At 50.8% G+C, this 22,765-nt stretch carries 19 protein-coding genes, 5 tRNA genes and 1 pseudogene; 6 read left to right on the top strand and 19 right to left on the bottom strand.

The genetic code is table 11. The annotated features are described in order from the left end of the window. Positions 1 to 61: 61 nt before the first annotated feature. The 6 genes from WCT94_RS05185 to WCT94_RS05160 form a co-directional block, all read right to left on the bottom strand. Positions 62 to 481, bottom strand: a complete 420-nt coding sequence (locus WCT94_RS05185; protein ID WP_336868330.1) for a phage tail protein — start codon at positions 479 to 481, stop codon at positions 62 to 64. Between the two features lie 10 nt (positions 482 to 491). Continuing rightward, positions 492 to 3,593, bottom strand: a complete 3,102-nt coding sequence (locus WCT94_RS05180; RefSeq protein ID WP_336868329.1) for a phage tail tape measure protein — start codon at positions 3,591 to 3,593, stop codon at positions 492 to 494. Beyond that, positions 3,590 to 3,655, bottom strand: a complete 66-nt coding sequence (locus WCT94_RS20805) for a GpE family phage tail protein (protein WP_317178529.1) — start codon at positions 3,653 to 3,655, stop codon at positions 3,590 to 3,592. Before WCT94_RS20805 ends, WCT94_RS05180 begins: the two co-directional genes overlap by 4 nt. A gap of 83 nt (positions 3,656 to 3,738) precedes the next feature. Further along, on the bottom strand, positions 3,739 to 4,050 hold the full coding sequence (locus WCT94_RS05170) for a phage tail assembly protein (RefSeq protein ID WP_336868327.1): 312 nt from the start codon (positions 4,048 to 4,050) through the stop codon (positions 3,739 to 3,741). 15 nt (positions 4,051 to 4,065) lie between these two features. Further along, positions 4,066 to 4,581 carry a phage major tail tube protein gene (locus WCT94_RS05165; protein ID WP_161545801.1) on the bottom strand — a complete coding sequence of 172 codons (516 nt, stop codon included), beginning with the start codon at positions 4,579 to 4,581 and terminating at the stop codon, positions 4,066 to 4,068. 10 nt (positions 4,582 to 4,591) lie between these two features. Beyond that, positions 4,592 to 5,785, bottom strand: coding sequence for a phage tail sheath protein (locus WCT94_RS05160; RefSeq protein ID WP_336868326.1), 1,194 nt, complete (start codon positions 5,783 to 5,785; stop codon positions 4,592 to 4,594). A gap of 156 nt (positions 5,786 to 5,941) precedes the next feature. Between WCT94_RS05160 and WCT94_RS05155 the strand changes: the two genes are divergently transcribed. Together WCT94_RS05155 and WCT94_RS05150 are read left to right on the top strand one after the other, a co-directional pair. After that, a complete protein-coding gene (locus WCT94_RS05155; RefSeq protein ID WP_336868325.1) occupies positions 5,942 to 7,075 on the top strand; it encodes a phage late control D family protein in 1,134 nt (377 codons plus the stop codon). A 50-nt stretch (positions 7,076 to 7,125) separates the two neighbouring features. Continuing rightward, a complete protein-coding gene (locus tag WCT94_RS05150; RefSeq protein WP_015840867.1) occupies positions 7,126 to 7,368 on the top strand; it encodes an ogr/Delta-like zinc finger family protein in 243 nt (80 codons plus the stop codon). 180 nt (positions 7,369 to 7,548) lie between these two features. Here WCT94_RS05150 and WCT94_RS05145 read toward each other — a convergent pair. From WCT94_RS05145 to uvrY, 6 genes are all read right to left on the bottom strand, one after another. Next, a tRNA-Leu gene (locus WCT94_RS05145) sits at positions 7,549 to 7,635 on the bottom strand. Between the two features lie 8 nt (positions 7,636 to 7,643). Continuing rightward, positions 7,644 to 7,717 (bottom strand) — tRNA-Cys (locus WCT94_RS05140). 51 nt (positions 7,718 to 7,768) lie between these two features. After that, positions 7,769 to 7,844 (bottom strand) — tRNA-Gly (locus tag WCT94_RS05135). 139 nt (positions 7,845 to 7,983) lie between these two features. Further along, entirely contained in the window at positions 7,984 to 8,532 is a 549-nt protein-coding gene (pgsA, locus tag WCT94_RS05130; RefSeq protein ID WP_010279374.1) for a CDP-diacylglycerol--glycerol-3-phosphate 3-phosphatidyltransferase, read from the bottom strand. A gap of 58 nt (positions 8,533 to 8,590) precedes the next feature. Beyond that, positions 8,591 to 10,423 carry an excinuclease ABC subunit UvrC gene (uvrC, locus tag WCT94_RS05125; protein WP_336868323.1) on the bottom strand — a complete coding sequence of 611 codons (1,833 nt, stop codon included), beginning with the start codon at positions 10,421 to 10,423 and terminating at the stop codon, positions 8,591 to 8,593. Beyond that, positions 10,416 to 11,072 (bottom strand): UvrY/SirA/GacA family response regulator transcription factor, encoded by a 657-nt coding sequence (gene uvrY / locus WCT94_RS05120; RefSeq protein WP_010279369.1) that lies wholly within the window; start codon positions 11,070 to 11,072, stop codon positions 10,416 to 10,418. Before uvrY ends, uvrC begins: the two co-directional genes overlap by 8 nt. A gap of 643 nt (positions 11,073 to 11,715) precedes the next feature. On the opposite strand from uvrY, the gene WCT94_RS05115 reads away from it, so the two are divergent. Continuing rightward, the gene (locus tag WCT94_RS05115) at positions 11,716 to 11,940 is read left to right on the top strand and encodes a DUF2594 family protein (RefSeq protein ID WP_336868322.1); all 225 of its coding nucleotides are present in this window, start codon (positions 11,716 to 11,718) and stop codon (positions 11,938 to 11,940) included. Positions 11,941 to 12,031: 91 nt separating this feature from the next. On the opposite strand, the gene WCT94_RS05110 is transcribed toward WCT94_RS05115, so the two are convergent. Continuing rightward, the gene (locus WCT94_RS05110; RefSeq protein ID WP_336868321.1) at positions 12,032 to 12,403 is read right to left on the bottom strand and encodes a hypothetical protein; all 372 of its coding nucleotides are present in this window, start codon (positions 12,401 to 12,403) and stop codon (positions 12,032 to 12,034) included. A 517-nt stretch (positions 12,404 to 12,920) separates the two neighbouring features. Beyond that, positions 12,921 to 12,996, bottom strand: a tRNA-Lys gene (locus WCT94_RS05105). A 336-nt stretch (positions 12,997 to 13,332) separates the two neighbouring features. On the opposite strand from WCT94_RS05105, the gene cycA reads away from it, so the two are divergent. Then, positions 13,333 to 14,745 carry a D-serine/D-alanine/glycine transporter gene (gene cycA, locus WCT94_RS05100; protein WP_336868320.1) on the top strand — a complete coding sequence of 471 codons (1,413 nt, stop codon included), beginning with the start codon at positions 13,333 to 13,335 and terminating at the stop codon, positions 14,743 to 14,745. Positions 14,746 to 14,915: 170 nt separating this feature from the next. On the opposite strand, the gene iraP is transcribed toward cycA, so the two are convergent. After that, positions 14,916 to 15,182, bottom strand: coding sequence for an anti-adapter protein IraP (iraP, locus tag WCT94_RS05095; protein WP_075278214.1), 267 nt, complete (start codon positions 15,180 to 15,182; stop codon positions 14,916 to 14,918). 393 nt (positions 15,183 to 15,575) lie between these two features. Next, a pseudogene (locus WCT94_RS05090) lies at positions 15,576 to 15,845 on the bottom strand (LysR family transcriptional regulator); the annotation flags it as partial. Between the two features lie 379 nt (positions 15,846 to 16,224). Between WCT94_RS05090 and WCT94_RS05085 the strand changes: the two are divergent. Next, positions 16,225 to 16,300, top strand: a tRNA-Asn gene (locus WCT94_RS05085). Positions 16,301 to 16,829: 529 nt separating this feature from the next. After that, positions 16,830 to 17,087: a hypothetical protein gene (locus tag WCT94_RS05080; protein WP_336868318.1), complete on the top strand. Its 258-nt coding sequence runs from the start codon at positions 16,830 to 16,832 to the stop codon at positions 17,085 to 17,087. A gap of 71 nt (positions 17,088 to 17,158) precedes the next feature. Here WCT94_RS05080 and WCT94_RS05075 read toward each other — a convergent pair whose 3' ends face one another. From WCT94_RS05075 to WCT94_RS05065, 3 genes are all read right to left on the bottom strand, one after another. Then, positions 17,159 to 18,376 carry a multidrug effflux MFS transporter gene (locus tag WCT94_RS05075; protein WP_336868483.1) on the bottom strand — a complete coding sequence of 406 codons (1,218 nt, stop codon included), beginning with the start codon at positions 18,374 to 18,376 and terminating at the stop codon, positions 17,159 to 17,161. Between the two features lie 122 nt (positions 18,377 to 18,498). Next, positions 18,499 to 21,588: an efflux RND transporter permease subunit gene (locus tag WCT94_RS05070; RefSeq protein WP_336868316.1), complete on the bottom strand. Its 3,090-nt coding sequence runs from the start codon at positions 21,586 to 21,588 to the stop codon at positions 18,499 to 18,501. Next, positions 21,585 to 22,694 carry an efflux RND transporter periplasmic adaptor subunit gene (locus WCT94_RS05065; RefSeq protein WP_336868315.1) on the bottom strand — a complete coding sequence of 370 codons (1,110 nt, stop codon included), beginning with the start codon at positions 22,692 to 22,694 and terminating at the stop codon, positions 21,585 to 21,587. Before WCT94_RS05065 ends, WCT94_RS05070 begins: the two co-directional genes overlap by 4 nt. Positions 22,695 to 22,765 lie beyond the last annotated feature (71 nt).

The raw sequence follows: 22,765 nt of genomic DNA, 5'->3' as shown, positions 1-22,765 counted from the left end.
AGCCCACTGTCCGCCAACGGTGGGCTTTTTTCATCGAGTACAGTTAAAAGTGACTGTGTTGTCAGGATAACCAGATATCCATATCGCCCAGCATTTCCCGCAAATCCTCGCTAACCCGCTCCAGATTCAGCGTAAATGAAATATGCCGTGCTTTACCGTCATTAAAAAACTCGGAGCGGGTTTTGTTAATGTTGGTAATCACGTACATACCGTAGATGTTGCCCGTCCCTTCGATCAGCGGCCAGGCTTTTCCTGTGTAGGCCATCGTTTCCAGAACGTTTAATGACACATCACCGCCGGTTATTTCTGGATACAGCTCGCCGGACAGTGTGATCTTATCTTCGCCCGCCCCGATGTACTGATAATGCGGAGATTTACCTACACGGTCATTCTTAACGTGTCGCCAAGTGCTGTCATGGCTCAGGGATTGGTACGGCGTAGTCTGCCGCATGAAAACGAACATACCCAGAATCATCATCATGATAAAAGCCCTATACGTGATCGGTCAGTTGTGAGCGCTGGCGACTCTGCTTGCGGCGTTCAATGTCATCAATTTCTCGTCGCAATCTGGCGACCAGTTTGTCTTCATCAAGGCTGCGAGCATCCTGAATCGTGATATTGATTTCATATTTGTCTGTGTTGGCCATACCGGCAGACATCGCCGTTTTCATCTGTGCTGCAGGTGAATGGATGGCCGGAACGTCTGCCCCAGCAGGTTGCACAGTAAACGGAAGGACGGAAGCGGCAAGCGCGCCGGCAGTTTGCTTCACACGCTCCAGTAACGGGATTTTAGGTTGTGCGGGCATAACATGTGATTCACGGTAGCCGTTCGCCAGCATGACGGCAGGTGGCACATTTTTAAAAACGATATCACCCAGTTTGTTGGGATCTTTTTTCTCTTCTGTGGTTGTCTTGCTGCCAGTCTTTGCTGTCGTTGGGTTGCTGCCAGTCAAATCCTGCAATACACCTTTGGGTTTAGGGGAATTGTTTTCGCCTGTCGGATGTTTGGCTGCTTCACCGGTTTTAATCACCGCATCGGCTTCTTTGGGGGGCTGTGGCTTCCACTCCTGCGCCACCATTTTCTTTTGTTTTTCATCCCATACGTACATAACCGGCTTTTTAGGTTCATAGCCTTTTTCCGGCATTGCGCCGTTCATGGAATTTGATGCCGAAATGGCGGCGTTTGCGGCTTCAGGGATAACGCCCAGCTTTTCAAGTATCCAACCAATTCCTTCGGCCACTTTCAAAATCACTGTCACTACGCCACCAATCGCCATTCCAACCACTTCACCAAACACTTTCCCCGCTTCTGTGCATTGTTTTAATGATTCCGATGAAGCGCTGACCGGTTCAAACAGTTTGGTGAACCACTCCCATACACCACTAATGGCCTGTCCGATCCCGTCAAAAATAGGTGAGAGCGCGGAGAAAGATTGTTTAATCGGTTCAAGGCCCGCACTCAGGCCACTGAAAAAACCGCTGAAAAACGCTTGAATCGGTTCCCAGTATTTGTAAATCAATACACCGGCCGCAACGATTGCCGCGCCGATAATGCCGATTGGGCTGAGCAACAACATGAAGCCAGTACGCAAGATGTTAAATACCGCCATCCCTGACCCGCTCAGTGCAGAAAATCCAGATGTCGCCAGCATCCGCACGCCATTACCCAGCGCCGATAGCGCCGCGCCTGGCTGAGTGAATACCATCAACAAGGAACGGCCAACGCCCTGAGCAATACCGCCGATCCCACCGATGCCACTGCGTATACTGGTAAGGATGCCACCCCACGCGCGAGTGCTGGACAGGCTACCAGTCATAACGCCGCTAAGCCTGCTGAACATACTTGTAACGGTGCCAATACCCTTACCACCGCTTAACAGGGATAGGCCAAGTTGCAGTTTGGAAAATGGCCCCATCAATATGCCTGTCGCAAGAGAGACGGTGCCGATGGCTGCGGTGAGAGCCAGTGCACCGCCAACAACCACAAGCAGCGTTTGAGCTAGCTCAGGGTTGGCCGTTACCCACTCACGAACGCTATTCACTAACGCCGTCGCGCCTTGAGCCAGTTTGCGCAAAACGCCTGAGTCATTTTCAAAGATGGCAAAACGTAGCCCGCTCAGTGCGCCGCCGAGCTTGTCGATATCCCCCGACAGGTTATCGCGTAACGTGCTGCCCATACGTTCAGCCGTTCCGCTGACATCGCTAAATTGGTCTTTGGTATTGGCTAGCGCTGACAGGAAATTAGGGATCTGATCGACAGACAGGTCTTCTATTGGTGTGCCAAATAATGCAATGGCCGCATTTGCCCGTTCGGCAGGGTCTTTAATCTTCAATAGCCCCTGCGCAGTTTGCTGCATCGCGTTACGTGCTTGCGCGCCACCGCTGGCGATGGCCGACGCGACACGTTTCGCATTCAAGCCGATAGTGTCATACGCCGCTACGCTGGCTTTGGACAGGTCAGAGCCACGGATAGAAAATTCTTTGACGGCATCACCGGTCTTATCCAGCGCAAATTTCCCCTGTTGCGCCATCTTGACCAGCAGTGTCATGGCTTCAGAACCGCTGTAACCCATGTTCCTGAAATGCGTTGAATACTCATGCAATATCTCAGGTAACTCGCCGCGCATCTGGGTAGACACGCGTTGCATTCCTGCCGTCATCAAATCGAATGCTTCATCGCTGCTGCGAGCCAGGCCATTTTTCATCATAATGGCGGCAATCTGGATGTGTTCCGCCGTATCGCCGCCAAGCACGGATTGCATATCCAATGCTTTGCGCGAGATCCTGTCTAATTCAGCTTCACCGACTTCCCCTAATGCCCCTAGTGAGCTACGCACTGCCGATACTGTGCTGGCAATATGGCTGAGGTCATCGCTCACGCCATCACTGTTAATGCTTTTGATTATGCGCGAGTACTGAGAGCCCATTGCGGAGGCTTCCGCATTTTGTGCGGCAATCACTGCCCCGCTTTTATCTGATTGCAGATTGGGGGTCATTATTCTTGCGCCGACATACGCACCGGCTGCGCTGGCACCGATTGCCATTGCCCCCGTGCTACGCAGATTACTCGCCGTCTGCTGCATCCGATCGTAGCGTGCACGCGCCTGTGTCACTGCGGCCAGTCGCCGTTGCTGTTCCGCTAACTGGCGGTTGTAGCGTGCAGTCTGATCGCTAATCTGGTCTGTCGCTCTGCGGCTGCGATCCAGTATCACGCCATGCCGTGCCAGCTCTGCCCGCAGTTGCGTTAACTGTTCGGTTTCGTTTGTCTGAGCGGTGGATAATTGCCGGATAAGCTCCCGCTGCCGTTTCAGCGCCGCGTTTTGTTCGTCCGTTCGCGTACTGGCTGCGCCAAATTCAGCACGCATCGCCGCCGCTTTGGCTTTCGCTTGTTCCAGTTCGCGGGTTGTTTTAGCCGATGCGGCGCTCAGTCGGTCAAAGCTGCTGGCCTGCCGTCCTAGTCCGTTGAGAGTGTTTTGTGTTGCTCTGATTTGATCGGCCAGCGCCGCCGTGCCGCTGCGTGCTGCACTGACGGGCCGAGCCATATTATTGATCGCGCTGAACGCCACGCGAATATTGAGATTGCGATCTGTCATTCCGAGTTTCCGCTTCTAACGGCCGCTCGGCTGTGCCATGCCAGCAGCTCATCTACTGGCATGGCATCCATCGCCGACGGCAACCAATGAAAAATTGCTGCGATGTCGGCCATCACCTCTTCAACACAGTTAAACGGGCACTGAATTACGCCGTTACCGCGCCCGTCTCGTTCGCTGGGAAAGAGGGTTGCAAAAAAGTGGCCACCGCATTGGATAGCTGGCAAAAGTCCCAGGTATCCATCGTGGTTAGTTCTTCTTTCGTCAGCGCTGGACTGGTGACACGCGGAAGCAACGTCAGTAGGCTATCAACATCGGACGTCATCACATCGTAGACCTTCAGCCCACGCAGCGATCCGGCTTGCTTCAGTGCGCCGGTGATCGTGACTTCTTTCACATCGCCGCCTTTACGCATGATCGGGTTTTGCAGAATGACGACGTTATTTTGTTTCTCAGTCATGGTAGAAATTTCCTGTTATAGCCCAACGTTAGCGCGGTGTTTTTCCAGCATATCGACACCGGCCACTTTATAAATCATGTTCAGCACATCCACTTCCATGACCTCTTCACCGCTGATCGTCAGCTTGAAGTAGGTATTCTTCAGCGTGTATTTATGTGCCGTATCTTCACCCACTTTGGCAGAGCCTGGATCAAGCTCGGTAAACCGGCCACGCGTCTGGATTTCACACGGCACCGCTTCGCCTGTAGCTTCATCCTGGTACGAACCCGCAAAGCGTGTTTGCATACCGTCAGCCGTGGAGACGCCCCATTTTTTCAGCAAGTTGGCATCCAGCCCGCCAAGCGTGATTTCCATATCCAGCGCGCCCGCATCAAAACCGAAGTCAATCGCGACAAAGCCAGGCATGCCGCCCGCCTGATAGTCTTCTGTCTTACGCGTGAGCTTAGGCGGTGTCACTTCCGGCACCTGGCCGAAATAGTTGTCACCGTCGATAAACAGATTGAAGTATTTAAGTTTCTTTGGCAGAGACATGATTTACCCCTTACCCGCTGAACGTATTAGCGAACGTCGCGAAGTATTCGTCAGTAAACTCCTGCACCAGATCCAGATGCTCCAATGGCGGAACGGGTGTGTAGTTGTACTTGATGGTTAATTTTCCAGTGCGCAGCGTTTCGCCGGTGTTGGTTTCTTTGTCATACCAACAGTTCGCACCCAGCAAACGGCCAGCGGTGACCAACGCCGTTAACTTGCGGTTGATGCCGTCCACAATATCTTTTGCCAGTGAGGGCGTAAGTGGCTTATCGATGTAGAAGAAATGCGCTTCTGCAATGGTATCCGCGAGGATTTGCGCTGTACGGGTGTAGCTTTCAAACAGATAGGTTTCACGGTCACAGGTACGTGATCCCCAAAAGCGAAAACCGTTTTGCTTAATCAACGTGGTGATGCCGTTGCTGTTCAGCTCGTCGGCGTCGGTATCGGTTCCCTGTAGCGTGAAATACACATCCTTGCTCAGACCTAGCACGCCGTTTACCGCAACGTTGGATAACACCTTGTGCCAGCCGGTTTCCGCATCAATTTTGGCACGCAGGCCAACCGCGAACGCTGGCGCGGGTACGGTCACATTTTCCCCTTTGGCCGTGTCATAGGCGATAAAATCAGGCCAGATCACCATCAATTCGCGCTGGGAGAAGTTCTCACGGTACGTTTTCGCCGCCGCGATGGTTGCGCAGTCATGTGCACTGACATAAGCAAACGCATTCAGTTTTTCGGCCATGACGGCCAGTTGCGCGGCAACGGCTTGCGTATCAAGTTCCGGCACAGCCAGTACACGCGGTCGAACACCAATCCGCGCCTCTGCCGACAGCAGCGCATACAGCCCCGTATAGCGTCCGCTGGCATCGGAACCACCGATCACTAACTGATCCTGTGTCGGTTTAGGTTCATTGCCTTCCGCCTGCGCATTCGCCGCATCAGCCACGCGGATCACCACCGTTTGAGGGCTGGCTTGATCGGAAATGCATTTCAGCGTCGTGTGTAACGTGCCTGTTTTTCCTGCCTTGCCCAACACGCTGGCAACGCGGGTGAGTAATACCGGTTCGTTTAACGGGAACGTCTCGGCATCGGCATCATCGGCGGTACACACCACGCCGATCACTGCCGAGTCGATATCGTTAATGATGGTGCTGAGATCCGTGGTTTCCCGGACGGTCACACCGTGATGATAATTAGTCGCCATGCTTGTTGCCTCAATGCGTCAAATGTCCGGCTTCATGATTGCGGGATTTCGTTGCAGGCGCACGGCGTTTGCTGTGTCTTAGAGTCGCGACAACCACCGCTGATTGTTCCTACGCGCGCGTAACGCGAGTATTCAGGCAGAGATCAGGGGGTAACAATGTCAATCATGGATACGGTAGGGGCTATTTCTGGGCGGCTGGACGAGTATTCACCCCGTCCGGCGTTTATGGTGAGGGTTGGTGATAAGCAGGTTACGGAGCTGAATGATCGGCTGATGTCGTTATCGCTGACGGATAATCGCGGGTTTGAGGCGGATTCGCTGGAACTGGTGCTGGACGATGCAGACGGAAAATTAGCCCTGCCGGAGCGTGGTGCGAAAATTACCGTGGCGCTGGGTTGGGCGAATGAACCGCTAATCAGCAAAGGGACATTTACGGTTGATGAAATTGCGCACCGTGGCCCGCCAGATCAGCTAACAATTAGCGCCCGCAGTGCCGACTTCAGAGAGTCATTCAACGTCAAACGCGAATACAGTTGGCACAATGTGACCGTGGGATTTGTGGTATCTGCCATTGCTAGCCGCTACGGGTTGAAAGCTGGTGTGACGGAACGGCTGGCAAAGCTGGAACTTGACCACGCTGATCAGACGAATGAATCCGATATCAGCTTCCTTACACGCATGGCGGAAATGGTTGGGGCAATCGCCACCATCAAAAACGGCATGTTGCTGTTCATTGTTCCAGGGCAAGCGGTATCACAAAGTGGCAAACCGTTACCGGCCATCACCATTACCCGCAGCAGCGGCGACAATCACAGCTTTCGTGTTGCTGATCGTGACGCCTATACCGGTGTTACGGCGTACTGGCTGGATCTGAATTTTGGCCAAACTAAGACGACAAAGGTAAAAAATAAACGTAAAACCAACACGCCCGATAAAAAGAAAGCGCCTGCATCCAGCAGTAAAGAGGGGAATTATCTGGAGGGAACGGAAGGTAATGTTTATGTCATGCGTTCGACGTTTAAAACCGAGCGAGCTGCAAAACGCGCCGCGGCGGCAAAATGGTCAAAACTGCAACGTGGGGCGGCAGAATTTAGTATGACATTAGCGCGGGGCCGTGCTGATTTATATCCCGAATTACACGCCCGCATGTCTGGCTTTAAAACGGTTATCGACAATGCCGATTGGATAATTACGCGTTGCGTCCATGAAATAAGCCAATCGGGATTTACTACATCGCTGGAATTTGAAGTGAAAATAACAGACTGGGCAGCAGACGATAATGATGATTAATACAACTGCTGTGTATAATACCAGTAACACCAACCGTTTGAGGGGTTGTCATGGCGATCAAATGTCCAAAGTGCCGCGCAACTGCAAAAACACGTACCAGCGTAGAACTCAGTCCATTGGTTCGACGTAGCTATCACCAGTGCCAAAACATGATGTGCGGTTACTGCTTTACCAGCATGACGCATATTGATGAAGCGCTGAACGAAACAAAACCCGCGCCTGGCGCATGTGTCCCCACCAATATCTTTCCCCGCAGTCACAAAGGGGAAAATCAGTTGGATTTAGCGCTGTAGATTGTTCAATCCGACTTAACAAAAGCGGCTGAATTCGTGGCCGCTTTTTTCATGCCTAAAATCGGCGCTGCCACTCTGCTGCCATTTTGCTGCCACTCGCCACTTTTCAGGCACAAAAAAACCACCGCAAGGTGGTTTAATTATAGTTTATAACTAATTGTTTTTATTAGCTTAAATCAATGGTGCCCGGGGCGGGACTTGAACCCGCACAGCGCGAACGCCGAGGGATTTTAAATCCCTTGTGTCTACCGATTTCACCACCCGGGCTTAAATATTGGAGGCGCGTTCCGGAGTCGAACCGGACTAGACGGATTTGCAATCCGCTACATAACCGCTTTGTTAACGCGCCAGAATATTTAGGTCTTAATGACCAACATCCGCTATCGCCGATGCTTTAAATTGGAGCGGGAAACGAGACTCGAACTCGCGACCCCGACCTTGGCAAGGTCGTGCTCTACCAACTGAGCTATTCCCGCAACACAGAACTCACTGATTCTCTTAACTTCTTACAAACCAGCGTTGCTGTTGATGCGGTGCATTCTACTGACCTGACACGATGAGTCAACAGAATTATCAAGCAACCACGTTCGTTTGCTGGTTTTTACGGCGCTTCGATCAAGGTTCAAGCAAATCGTGACGCGCGGCATTCAAATATTGGAACATGGACCAAAAAGTCAGCACAGCTGCGATATACAACGCCACCACACCAACACCTTCAACAATGCGCTCTGGGCGCCATAGCAAAGCAAAAAGCGCCATCATCTGAGCCGTAGTCTTCACCTTTCCTATCCACGACACGGCAACACTGCTTCTTTTGCCAATTTCAGCCATCCACTCGCGCAAGGCTGAAATAATGATTTCTCGCGCGATCATCGTAGCTGCCGGCAACGTAATCCACCAGGAATGATAGTATTCCGCAACCAGCACCAACGCGACAGCCACCATCACTTTATCCGCAACGGGATCGAGGAAGGCACCAAAACGCGTGGTCTGTTTCCAGCGGCGGGCAAGGAAACCATCAAACCAATCCGTCACGGCAGCAAACACGAAAATCAGCGCACAAAGCAGCGGTGCCCAGACGAACGGAAGATAAAACGCCAGCACAAAAAACGGAATAAGAGCAACACGAAACAGGGTAAGCAACGTCGGTATATTAAATTGCATAGCGCTTAGGTAACTATCTGGCTGGAGTGGATACTAAGAGTATGTTGCTACATTGTCCCTAGTGTTTCAATGCATGGAAGATCTTTTCTGCCAATGCATGCGAAATTCCTGGAACATTTGCAATCTCCTCAATACTGGCATTCATCAACGGCTGTAGCCCTCCCATGTATTTCAGCAGGGTTTGACGACGTTTAGGGCCGACACCTTCGATAAGCTCCAGCGTACTGGTATTCTTTACTTTTGCTCTCTTTTTACGATGTCCACCAATCGCATGGTCATGCGAATCATCGCGAATATGCTGGATAACGTGCAACGCGGGAGAATCAGGTGGCAGTGCTACGCCCTCGCCTGTCGCTTCAAAAAACAGGGTTTCTAATCCAGCTTTACGATCGCTGCCTTTCGCAACCCCAAGCAGCAACGGCTTATTTTTATCCCATGATACTTGTAACGAGTCAAACACGGCCTGAGCCTGACCAAGTTGCCCTTTCCCGCCATCAATCACAATGACATCAGGTATTTTACTCTCATCCAACGCTTTACCGTACCGGCGTCGGAGAACTTGCGCCATGGCAGCATAATCATCACCGGGCGTAATGCCACTGATATTATAGCGGCGATATTCCGAACGTAATGGACCATTGGCATCAAATACCACGCAGGATGCCACCGTCTGTTCACCCATCGTATGACTGATGTCAAAACACTCCATGCGATGGATTTCAGGCAGTTGCAAGACGCTTGCTAGTGCGGCCAGACGCTGATGAATTGTGGATTGTTGAGACAGCTTTGTGACCAACGCAGTGGCAGCATTCGTCCGCGCCAGTTTTAAATAACGAGCACGGTCGCCACGGGGCTTCGTCTGAATCTGTACTTTTCTCCCCGCAACCGCCGTCAGGGACTCCGTTAATACGTCTTTATCGGGCAAAGTGAAATCAAGCAGAATTTCTGCAGGAAGCGTTCGGCCTAAGCTTCCTTGTAAATAGAACTGCCCGACAAACGTTTGCACCACTTCACCTAATTCCGTACCACCAGGCACTTTGGGGAAATAGCTCCGGCTGCCAAGGACTTTTCCCTGCCGGATAAACAGGACATAGACGCAAGCCATACCCGCATCAAAAGCCACGCTGATCACATCCAGATCTTCGCCGTCACCGGAAACAAATTGTTTCTCCGTCACGCGCCGAACGGCCTGGATCTGATCGCGTATCCGGGCTGCTTCTTCAAAATTCAGGTCGCGACTGGCCGCTTCCATCCGGGAGATAAGTTGATTCAGTACCTGCTGATCTTTGCCAGACAAAAACAGGCGAACATAGTCAACCTGCTGTTGATAATCCTCTTCGCTAACCAAACCGCTAACGCAAGGCCCAAGGCAGCGACCAATTTGATATTGCAGGCAAGGGCGAGAGCGGTTGCGATAGACGCTATTTTCACACTGGCGCACTGGGAACAGTTTTTGCAGCAATATCAGCGTTTCACGCACGGCATTGCCGTTGGGAAACGGGCCGAAGTATTCGCCCTTCGCATGTTTGGCACCACGGTGAACAGCCAGACGTGGATGAGCATCACCGCTCAGGAAAATCATGGGGTAGGATTTATCGTCACGCAGCAAGACGTTATAGCGCGGCTGATAAAGCTTAATGTAGTTGTGTTCCAGCAGTAAGGCTTCAGTTTCTGTGTGCGTGATCGTGACATCAATATGCTTGATGCTTTTGACCAATGCCTCGGTTTTACGGCTGGCGACATGGCTGCGGAAATAGCTGGCAAGCCGTTTTTTTAAGTCTTTTGCCTTACCGACATAGATGACCGTATCGCCCGCATCATACATACGGTAGACACCAGGCTGGCTCGTTACCGTTTTTAAAAATGCCGAAGCATCGAAACTCTCACTCACTACTTAACAATGTCTCCGCGGTAAAAAGCCCATGCTTGATAGCCAGATGAGTCAACTCTACGTCGCCGTTGATATTCAGTTTGCTAAACATACGGTAACGATAGCTGTTCACGGTTTTAGGGCTAAGATTAAGCTGATCTGAGATTTCAGTCACTTTCTGCCCCTTAGTTATCATTAGCATAATCTGTAATTCGCGTTCAGACAAACACTCCAGCGGTGCGTCCGTTTGCGGCTCCAGTTGGCTTAATGCCATCTGTTGGGCAATATCAGAAGCAATATACCGTTTACCTGCGTGTACTGCTCGAATGGCGGAGATCACTTCCTGAGGGGCTGCAGCTTTACTCACATATCCCGCGGCACCAGCCTGCATGACTTTTGCGGGTAGCGGATTCTCCGTATAAATAGTGAGCATGATGACTTTTATATCTGGAGTAAAACGCAGGATCTTACGCGTTGCTTCAAGCCCACCGATGCCCGGCATGCTCATGTCCATCAGGACAACATCCACATCATTGCTTCGGCACCATTTCACGGCATCTTCACCACAACATGCCTCACCAACCACTTTCAGACCTTTGATATCGTCAAGAATGCGTCGTATCCCTGCCCGCACCAGTTCATGGTCATCAACAAGAAAAACGCTAATCAAAGAATAATTCTCCAAAAAAGGGAGTAACACTTACATAAAAAGTTGCTTGCAGGTGATACTACGTTGGTTTCAAAAAATAATGAACACTGATTTATATGAATATGTATTTTAAAATATGCCGAGAAGGAATAAAGCGCATTCCCGATCATAACAATATATCGTCAACCTGATGGTGTATGTCGATCACATTCTTAACATTTCAAATACGCCACGCAGTATAAACAGTGCGGTGGCACAAAATGTATAAAAAACAATGCAAATCAAATGGCATGCAATTGGCTTTACATCTTAAATGTCAATGAAAAGTCACTATTGTAAGCAGAATGTCATTAGATATTTTATCATCGCCTACCGATTTATTATACAAATAATATATTCAGTGAAGCACGTCCATAGTGAACATCATATGTATTAAACGAAACACATCTATAGCCTTTACCACGAAAAAACGCCAAGAATATAGACGCTCTTTTAATAAGTTAAATGCATAAAAAACAGTCACTAAAATGGCGTTATCCGCGAATAATATCAATCCACAATATGCTTTATGGTATACTCCCGTCTATCTGGTTCTGCCTGTCGCACCAGCGGTAACGCCCGCAGCAGGCGACGAAAAACATCTTTTTCTTGTTGAGGAGAAAACATGAGCAACGCAGATTTTTCTACTGCCGCATCCGCTGAAACACTGGCCCATGAGGTTACCTGCCTGAAGGCAATGGTGACGCTGTTATTAAAATCAATCGGCCAGGCAGACGCCGGTAAAGTTATCATCAATATGGAAAGATATATTGCTCAGTTGGAAGATACCGAGCAAGCCGCTGTTTTTGATAACACGATTAAACAAATCAAAACCAGCTACCGTAAATAGCACTATTTGCTACACCGCCATGTTAATTATTTGCTCTGGCGGTGTAGTGATATTTAGCATTGCTTTACGGATTAAAAATAGAGACTCTCGTCTATTTAATGCTGATGAGTTTCAAAAGTAGTGCCTCTTCTTTCTTTTTATATTGCGTTAATTCCGTCACCAACGCTTTATCCAAGAACTGTTTCCTCGAGAGTGCTTTTCTTTCATCAACCAGTTCTCTCAGCTCGGTGAAGCATTCATTTATTTTGTACTCTTTCGAACTTTCAGTACAAATTATCTCATGGATTGCCTGGCTCAGTTCAGACAACGAGACAACCGATTTTGGATCCTGGTGACTTTTTTCTATGACAGCCAGTAATTTTTCGAATCCCATATGAACCCCTCCGAAATCAAGCAGAAACTTGCTTATGGCTAACCAGGAAACTCCAGCTACCTCTAAACGCCGCCCCAGTGGTGTGAACACAGCCCTGTGCAAACTCGTCATACTCAAGCTACATACGCGCTGGCTACGCGACTCGGCACACTGATGTGTACTTCTGCGTGTTTCGTCCTAAAGGGCAAACGCCTTGCGCGTGAACATGTTACCTGTAACCCGAATTATTTAGAGCAGTTCAACCCGCAACATCATTATTACGCTCTATCGACTATCCCGTCTGTTAAGCATAGCACTTTATCACGACTCTTCAGGACGCGTGAGGCACGCCTTCATCAGACAGAGCGTGAGTTTCAACAATACCATCAGCCCGTTATATCTTCGCCGACGTTAACGTGCCCTCTGAATAAAAACACGCCAGAGAAAACCCGATCTATTAAGCAAGAAAAACCGTGAAAGAAACAAGATAAAATAAAAAATCAGAGAATAATAAAATAACGCAGAAAATACGAATGAATTTAAGAAAGGATATAATTAAAGAAAAGCTAACTAAAAAGAAAAACAATAATAACAAATAGGAAAAATTACTGTAAGCTTTTGATATTGTTGGTGGGTCGTGCAGGGTTCGAACCTGCGACCAATTGATTAAGAGTCAACTGCTCTACCAACTGAGCTAACGACCCAACGGGGAGGATTATTCTCCTCCCTGACTCGTCTGTCAAACACTTCATATTAATTTTTTATGCACGATAATAGCATTGTTAGCGATTGGTAAATTTGTTAACCTACTCAACCTATTTATCTCGGCCTCTCAGCGTTTTATATCCTCTTCATTTTAGGGCGAAAAATATACAGCATCACTTTACATCATTATCTGCCCTCTTTATGCCTGGCTATCTCAGACATCCGCTGTAATAAGTACCGCGGTTGCGCTATCTTATTTGTTTCGATTTTCGCAAACGAGAGCCACCAAAGAGCTCAAAAAAACATCACAGACAGAAACAGGAACGTGTACTTAAATGGCCGAACAATCAAAAGAAGCCGCAGACCTTGCCCCTGAACAGGGAGAGGGACTGCAACGGAATCTGACTAATCGTCATATTCAGCTCATCGCCATCGGCGGAGCAATCGGGACTGGGCTATTCATGGGCTCAGGCAAAACAATCAGCATGGCAGGCCCGTCGATCATCTTCGTTTATATGATCATTGGCTTTATGCTGTTTTTCGTTATGCGCGCAATGGGAGAGCTATTACTCTCCAACCTCAACTATAAGTCATTCAGTGACTTCGCGGCCGACCTGCTCGGGCCATGGGCTGGTTTCTTCACTGGCTGGACTTACTGGTTCTGCTGGGTCGTAACCGGGATCGCCGATGTCGTCGCGATTAGCGCCTACTCTCAGTTCTGGTTCCCCGATTTATCACAGTGGGTTTCGTCCCTGCTTTGCGTGCTGCTCTTACTTACGCTCAATCTGGCAACCGTGAAACTGTTTGGTGAGATGGAATTCTGGTTTGCCATGATAAAAATTGTCGCCATCGTTGCGTTAATCGCAGTTGGCGCTGTGCTGGTCATGATGCAATTCTCTTCTCCGTCAGGCAACGTCGCCTCTTTTACCAACCTCTGGAATGATGGCGGCATGTTCCCCAAAGGAATAAGCGGTTTCTTCGCAGGGTTCCAGATAGCCGTATTCGCCTTTGTCGGCATCGAACTGGTGGGTACAACGGCTGCTGAAACGAAAAACCCGAAAGTTGTATTGCCGCGGGCGATTAACGCTATCCCGATTCGCATCATTATGTTTTATGTTTTTGCGCTAATCATGATTATGTCCGTCACGCCCTGGGGCGCGATCACGGCAGATCGTAGTCCTTTCGTGGAAATGTTCGTGCTTGTCGGCTTACCTGCGGCTGCCAGTATGATCAACTTCGTCGTCCTGACGTCTGCGGCATCCTCAGCGAATAGCGGCGTTTTCTCCACCAGCCGCATGCTCTTTGGTCTGGCTAAACAAGGCGATGCACCGAAAAGCTTCGGTATGCTCTCTAAACGCGCAGTGCCTTCGGCTGGACTGATGTTTTCCTGTATTTGTTTGCTTTCCGGCGTAGTGCTGATCTACCTGATTCCGAACGTGATGACCGTCTTTACGCTGGTGACCACTGTCTCCGCAATTTTATTCATGTTCATCTGGAGCATCATCCTGTGCTCTTACCTGACCTACCGTAAAAAACGTCCTCAGCTACATGCCGAGTCATCCTATAAAATGCCATTGGGTATTTTCATGTGCTGGGTATGTTTGGCCTTTTTCGCTTTTGTTATTGTGCTGTTAACATTACAGCCAGATACACGGCAGGCGCTCATTGTCACGCCGCTGTGGTTTATTGTTCTGGCTATTGCTTATCAGTTTATTCGTCGGAAAAAGCAGGCTGTTGACATGAAGTAAAGCGTATAAATGCAAGAAAGGCGCGGACAACGTCAGCGCCTTCAATTTTTTTCAGCAAAATCACCCATAGCACAAGTATTCTCTATTATTGAATATAAATAATTCTCAATTGGATATGCGAAAATTAATATGCGATCAATTAATGTCGTTACCATTGATATATAAGAAAGTTATTCTCGTAATGAAACGGTTGTGATTCGATTGATGTTTTTTGCCAATAGTTCGAAAGCTAAGGAATTATGGTCATCCTTCCGCTGAGAAGCATCAGCAACCACACCTTCTATCTTCTTATTTAACTCATTGATTTTACTGTCATCAAATGTTGAAACAATAGCAGAAATCAGCATCTCTAACGATTCAATCTTCGCATTAAGCGCTTTTTCTCCAACTTCTTTTTCTGCCAGCTTTATTAAAAGATGAGAGAGGATATTATTCATTTGAACTCCTTAATCAAAAAAATAACCGTCATACACCCATAAGGCAACACCTGCCATGACGAACAGGATTAGAGAAAACATAACGAAGATTAATGTAACACTGTGAATGGCCTGATCGCTAGTGTCTATTACCATTTTAAGGAAATCATATTCACACTGCGGCAATAAAATGAAGGTGCATATAAATAAACCAAATAAATAAAAAAACTAAAAAACCATTTTATTTTTAAGAACGAAGTTCTCTGTGAGAAGAAGATCGATAATGCGATAAATTGTGATGAAGTTCACGAAAAAATAAAAACACATCGAATTCTGACAGAACATCAGAAAAGAAAGTCAGATGGAATAGCCAGCCATCGGGGAACAGCTGGCCTTAATCGTTAACGCTTACGCACTCATTGATTGTCGTGCGCCACTCACCGCATCCTTTGCCTGTTCACACTGTGACAATATCGTCTGTGCGTGAGAATAAAGAATTTTCCCCGCCTCGGTAGGCGTCACACCGCGCCGACTCCGCACCAGTAGCTGTTTTTCGAGTTCACTCTCCAGCGTCGCGACCTGCTGGCTCAGCGCCGGTTGTGCAATATGCAACAACTCAGCAGCCTGCGTCAGGCTACCGATATCAACGATTTTCACAAAATATTTGAGCCGTCTAAGATTCATGTCTGCCTCCTGAGTAATTACTCTAAAGAGGTAGCAAAAAGCGCGCCATATTATGTCCCTATTCCTAAGAAAAAGTGATACCTCATTGATAAGCCACGGGTAAAATAAGGAAAAGCAATGATTCTGCTAACCAACCTCCCTGATTTTGTCTGAAGAATCAGCCTCTGGCCCAATACTCGTCTGCACCATCCTAAAGCAAACCCTGCTATTTTAGAGTGCAAGCTTGCCCGCTAATCGACGCGTCTCACGGCTTTCCTGTGCTCAACTTGAGCAATAATTTCAATATGTTGGTTATTAGTTCGGCAATCAAACACCTCGAGCGATAACACCCTTTGACAACCCGAAACGCTCCCGCTATTATCCATCGCACTTAACCGATTCCTCTGTAGTTCAGTCGGTAGAACGGCGGACTGTTAATCCGTATGTCACTGGTTCGAGTCCAGTCAGAGGAGCCAAATTTAGAAAATCCCGCTTAAGGCAACTTAAGCGGGATTTTTGCTTTTATCATTTGATTCAATGCCCTCACGTGAAAAAGTATCTTCGGTGCACATTCCGTTTTCTCTCCGCATCGGAAGAATCAGGTGGTCAGATTTGGGGTCACGTTGGTTCGATGACGGAGTGACCCCCAAATGTCTCTTAGCGACTGTCTCGTAACAATGCGAAAACCCACGCCCCTCGGGCCTTCAGATAATCCCTTAATGGTAAACCCGCCATACTCGATGCATTTGTCACGCGCCCAGTCAGCCAGACAACACTCCCTGTGGTGATAATCACGAATGGGACCGTGGGTACTGCCGAATTTGATCGCTAGGAAATGAACCCAAACCGCGCATCGTCAACAGCACTTGCCTTTGCACACCACCGTTATGCTGCGGTTACCGTTCTGCGGGAGGGATACGGTTACTCAAGCGGCGGGCTGAATATTTAGGCGGTTCCTGTAAGCAGCCGCTGCATAAGCTGGCGGGTAAAAAAGACACCCGATATATGCTGGCCGCGCTTGAGGCAATAAGACGCCAGCCCTGGGCCTCTCCAGATAAAGTGGTGTTGCCCGGTCTGTCAGCAGCGCGGCTTTATGAGAAAGCGTTTGCGACAGGCAAAGACGGAGCATGGGGAACGGCATACTGGGCGCGAACTGGTCATGAGGCCGCTGAGACAACCGTCAAGAGCGGTGAAACATTCCAGCGTAAAGGGGCAGCCAACTGCACGGTCTATACCATCAATGATGAGGTTGTCGCAAAGTAGATCTGTCATGGTACCGGGAACCCCTTCTGGGGTTCCGAATCGGGTTAATCAAGCGGGTATTTCCTATAGCACTACGCCTCTGAGCGCGTATTCGATCTCGCCAGTGAACCACAGCAAAATAGTACCAGTGCAATCAGACAAGCCACGGCCTGTATCGCGCCCAGCGTAGTGACGGCAGGAAACGGCAGTACCGAGCCCAGCCAGGTTGTTAGCGCCGCCATTCCCATTGTCAAAAAACCAAGCAGCGCAGATGCCAGACCCGCCTCTTTCCCAAAGGGGCCCATAGTTATCGCCGTTCCCAGTGGATTCGCTAAGCCCATTCCCCAGAGGAATACAATCATGGAAAAGGTATACCCGCTCAGGCCTGGAGTCTCCGGCCCCAACAGCAGCAAGCTCCCACCGGCTAACGCGGTAGCGAGCCCCACCGATGCCACTCTTCTCGGGCCATAACGATGCGCCAGTCGTGGTGCCGCCATGCCTGCCCCAAAAACAACGAACACGGTGGAGGCGAAATAGAGCCCGGCCTGAAGTGACGATAGGCCTATCCCACTCATCAGAATCGCGGGTGCAGCACCGAAAGAGGCAAACAATCCGCTCATCAACAGACTCATTGACAGTGCCGGAAGGATAAATGCCCCATTCACAACCAGCTTGCCGTACGCCAATATCACGCCTGGAACCGAGTGTGGAGCCCGACGCTCGGTAGGATGTGTTTCTCCCAGCCCATGAGCATAGAAGACCGCGATAACAAAAGCGGCAAGTCCCACCAGTATAAAGATCGCTCGCCACCCCAATGTCGTGGTCAGCACACTTCCCACCAGCGGTGAGAAGCCAGGTGCCGCCGCCGTCGCGATCATCGTCAGCGATAGCGCCCGCGCCAGCGTTTCACCTTCAAATAAATCACGTGCAATCGCGCGCGCTAACACAGCGGCAGCACATATCCCCAGCGCCTGAATAACTCTTCCCACAATCAGCGTTTCAAGTGAGCCAGCAAGGCCGCCGACTACTGTGCCAATAATGAATATCGAGAGTCCTCCCAAAACGAGGTTCTTACGCCCGTAGCGATCCGACAGCGGGCCGACAACCAATTGAGCCAGCGCGAAAGTAATGAAAAAACTGGAAAGCGTCAGACCCAGTTCACGGGGGGACGCCCCAAGCTGCTCTCCGATATCCGGAAATGCAGGGAGAATGATGTTTGTAGACAATATGCTAATGGCCGACAGCCCCGCCAAGAGCGCGACAATTTTTCCGGTTAATCGTGGGGCTTCAAAGGAATACGTTTTCGCCATAATGACAGTGCTCATGGTGGTCTTACAGTAATGACTGGCGTGGAAATACGCACCACGCCAGCGGACTGGATAGCTCTCGCCACAACGTGTTGTCTGTGGCGATTTTGCAGATGGATTACCGCTTATACCGATATCGGTTTGTCGGCGTGTTTCTCATTCTCCGGGCGTATTTTGAACCAGATGGCATACATCGCCGGCAGAAATACCAGCGTCATGATGGTTCCCCCTAATGTCCCGCCAATCAGCGTGTACGCCAGCGTGCCCCAGAAGACGGAATGGGTAAGAGGAATAAAAGCCAGAATCGCCGCCATCGCCGTAAGCAACACGGGTCGAGCGCGTTGCACCGTTGCTTCCACCACCGCATGGAACGGATCGAGCCCTTCCTTCTCGTTATGATGGATTTGTCCGATCAGTATCAGCGTATTGCGCATCAGGATGCCCGATAGCGCGATCAGTCCAACAAGCGCATTAATACCAAACGGCTGGTTGAAGAGCAGCAGCGTTGGCACCACACCAATCAGCCCCAGCGGGGCGGTGAGGAAGACCATCACCATCGCCGACATTGAGCGCACCTGTAGGATGATGATCAACAGCGTGATGGCAATCATGATAGGAAACAGCGGTGCCATCGCGTTGGTCGCTTTTGCCGATTCTTCGATCGAGCCTGCCTGCTCAATACGGTATCCGGCGGGCAGCGTATCAATGATGGGCTGCAGTGATTTCACCATGATCGCGGACACATCCGGCGGCTGCAGTGTTTCGGCGATGTCACCACGAACGGTAATCGTCGGGGTGCGGTCCCGGCGCCGAAGCACAGGATCTTCCATTCGCACCTCGACATCACCGATCTGCAACAGAGGAATACGTTGTCCAGCAGCGCCGACTAGCGTAAAGCCTTCTATTTTTGCGGGATCGCGTCGAATATCCCCCGCGGCGCGCCCCATGACCTGCACAGAACGAATATCTTCACGTACAGACGTAATCGGCACACCGGAGAGCAAGAATTGAAGTTGCTGAGCAACCGCACTCGATGTCAGCCCCACCGACTGCAACCGATCCTGATCCAACGTGAAATGCAGTGTCGGCACCCGCGGGCCCCAGTCGGTATTGACCGTCCTCATCATCGGGCTGGCCTGCATCACCGCTTTCACTTTATCGGCAATCTCACGCAATGTGGCAGGATCCGGCCCCATGACGCGGTAGGCAACAGGAAAAGGTGAATAGGGGCCAAACACCAGTTGAGTAACACGGATACGCGCTTCGGGTGCCAAACCGTCAGCCGCCGCGTCACGAATACGGAATTTAAGTGCTTCACGCGCTTCCTGACTGTCCGTCAGCACGACAATCTTCGCAAACGACGGGTCGGGTAACTCGGGAGCCATCGCCAAATAAAAACGCGGCGAACCCTGCCCGATATAGGACGTAACGATTTTTGCTTCGTCCTGCTGCTTCAGCCAGTTTTCGATCTTCGCCGTCGCAAGGCTGGTCTGCTCAATAGACGTGCCATAAGACATCTGCACCTCCACCAGCACTTCAGGCCGGTCGGAGGTTGGGAAAAACTGCTTCTTGACCACGCCCATCCCGAGAATCGCGGCAACAAATACGGCAATAACGGTGCTGGCAACCATCCATTTCCGCGCGATAACGCGCGTCAGCAAACGACGAAACCGGTTGTAATGGCGGGTGTCGTAAATAGCCGCGTGTCCCCCCTCGACGGTTTTGATTTCCGGCAGCATCTTCACGCCTAAATAAGGCGTAAAAACTACCGCAACCACCCAGGATGCAATCAGGGCAATACCGACGATCCAGAACATGTTGCTGGTGTACTCACCCGCAGTGGACTGTGCGAAACCGTTAGGCATAAACCCCACGGCGGTGACTAGCGTACCTGCCAGCATCGGCGCAGCCGTGTGGCTCCAGGCATAGGCGGAGGCTTTGATACGGCCATAGCCCTCCTCCATTTTCACCACCATCATCTCGATGGCAATAATGGCATCATCCACCAACAGCCCCAGCGCCAGAATCAGCGATCCTAACGTAATACGATCGAAGTTCTTACCGGACGCCTCCATCACGACGAAAACAATAGCCAGCGTCAATGGCACTGCTGCCGCAACAACGACACCCACACGCCAGCCCATACTGACAAAACACACCGCCAGCACTACCAGCAACGCGACGAAGAATTTGATCATGAATTCGTCGACAGACGAACTGATATTCACAGACTGATCGGTAATCTTCGACAACGTCATTCCCAGCGGCATGCCTTCATTGATCTGGGTTGTCTCTGCATCCAGCGCTTTTCCCAGCGCTAAACCGTTCCATCCCTCACGCATCACAACACCCAGCAACAACGCGGGTTCGCCCTGATTGCGAACCAAGAAAGTCGCGGGATCGTCGTAGCCACGATTAACCGTTGCCACGTCTGACAGTTTCAGTGTTCTCCCTTGCGCGACGATCGGCGTGTCGCGAATTTTCTCCAGCGTGTCAAAAGCGCCGTCCAAACGAAGGAATACCTGCGGGCCGATGGTTTCAATCGACCCCGCGGGCGTGAGTACGTTTTGATTGTTCAGCGCGGAGAAAATGTCCTGAGGAGCAATACCCAGCGTCGCCAGCCGGTCATGCGAGAACGAGACAAAGATGCGTTCCGCCTGCTCACCGATAATATTGACCTTCTTCACGCCCGGCACATGCAACAGACGCTGACGCAACGATTCGGCATCGCGCACCAGCAAACGCTGGGGTTCGCCTTTGGCTTTCAGCGCAAAGAGCGCAAACGTCACGTCAGAGAACTCATCGTTGACCATTGGCCCAATCACGCCTGCCGGAAGGTTTTTGGCCTCATCACCGAGTTTTTTACGCGCCTGATAGAACTCTTCCTGTACCTGTGAAGGCGGCGTACTATCGAGCAGTGACAACATGGTGAATGAGAGTCCCGGACGCGTATAGGTCTCGCTGCGGTCATACCACTTAAGCTCCTGCATACGCTTTTCCAGCGGCTCTGCTACCTGATCCTGCATTTCCTGCGCGGTCGCTCCCGGCCATGCAGAGATAATAGTCATCTGTTTAACCGTGAACGGCGGATCTTCTGCCCGCCCCAGTTCAAAAAACGAGAGAATACCGGCCACGGTAATCAAGATGATAAGGAATAGTGTGATGGCGCGTTCGCGCACCGCGAGCGCCGAAAGATTGAACCGTACCTCACTCATGGTCGGTTCCCCGCCGCGTTGGTATCACGCTGTTCCGCCATACGGATCTCTTCGCCATCACGCAGTAGATGTGCGCCCAACGCCACAATCGGTTCACCGGGATGTAAGTCGCCGGTCACGCTTGCCGTGTCATCACCGAGCCCAAGCACCTGAACAGGGTGCCACGACACCTTGGCGGGTTCCCCTGCAATACCCCATACCCCCGGCCCTTTCCCTGCATCATAAATTGCGGCGATAGGCACCTGAAGAGCCTGCTCAGATAGCCTATCTTCAGCAATAGCGAGTGTGACAGTGGAGCCAAGCGGAGCGTTCGCCAGCGCACCGTCAAGTACATACCTCGCTTCAAAAGTGCGCGTCAGTGGATCAGCCGCATCGGAGAGCACCCGCAGTTTCGCGGGAACACGCTGTTGTTCGGTTCCATAGCGGGTTGCCTGCGCTTCGCTTCCAACCGCTGGGCGTAGCGTCTCAGGCAAATGGACGATCGCCTCCCGTTGCCCTGCCCGCGCCAGCCGAACGACAGGCTGACCTGCGCTAACTACCTGCCCCGGTTCCGCCAGCGTGTCGACCACCACGCCATCGGCGTCAGCGATCAATACCGCATACCCCGTAGCATTACGCGCCACATCCGCCTGAGCCTGTGTGGCGCTCAGTTCGGCTTTCGCCGTCTCGGCAGCAGCCTTTATCTGGTCATAAGCAGAAGCGGAGATGGCACCTGCCGCAACCAGACCACGATAACGTGCTTCGTCATCGGTCGCCTGTCTGGCGCGGGCGCGAGCCGCGGTAACGGCCTGCTGTTGGGCTTGAGCCTGCAGGCTGAGATCGATAGGGTCTAAGCGCATCAAAGGCTGACCGCGTTTCACGGTCTGCCCGGTGTCCACCAGACGTTCAAGGATTTTGCCTTGTACCCGAAAACCCAGATCGCTTTGAATGCGGGCAACAACGATCCCCGTAAACGAGCGAGACGTTTCAGCGGCGCTCACCACGGTAGCCGTTCTTACTAAAGGAGGCTGATTGCGGGGATCGTCGACGTCAGAAGCGTCGCCGCACGCCACCAGGGCGAGAGGCAACAGGCAAACAGCAAGAGTGGCAGAGTTGAGCCGAAGCATGGGTTCCCTTATCACGTTAACAGGACAGAAACCGCATTCTCCGACTAGTGACCAAATTTGTCAATGGTCAC

The sequence above is a fragment of the Pectobacterium sp. 1950-15 genome (assembly GCF_037136835.1).
Classification (GTDB): Bacteria; Pseudomonadota; Gammaproteobacteria; order Enterobacterales; family Enterobacteriaceae; genus Pectobacterium.
This window is presented reverse-complemented; position numbering and strand designations above follow the sequence as displayed.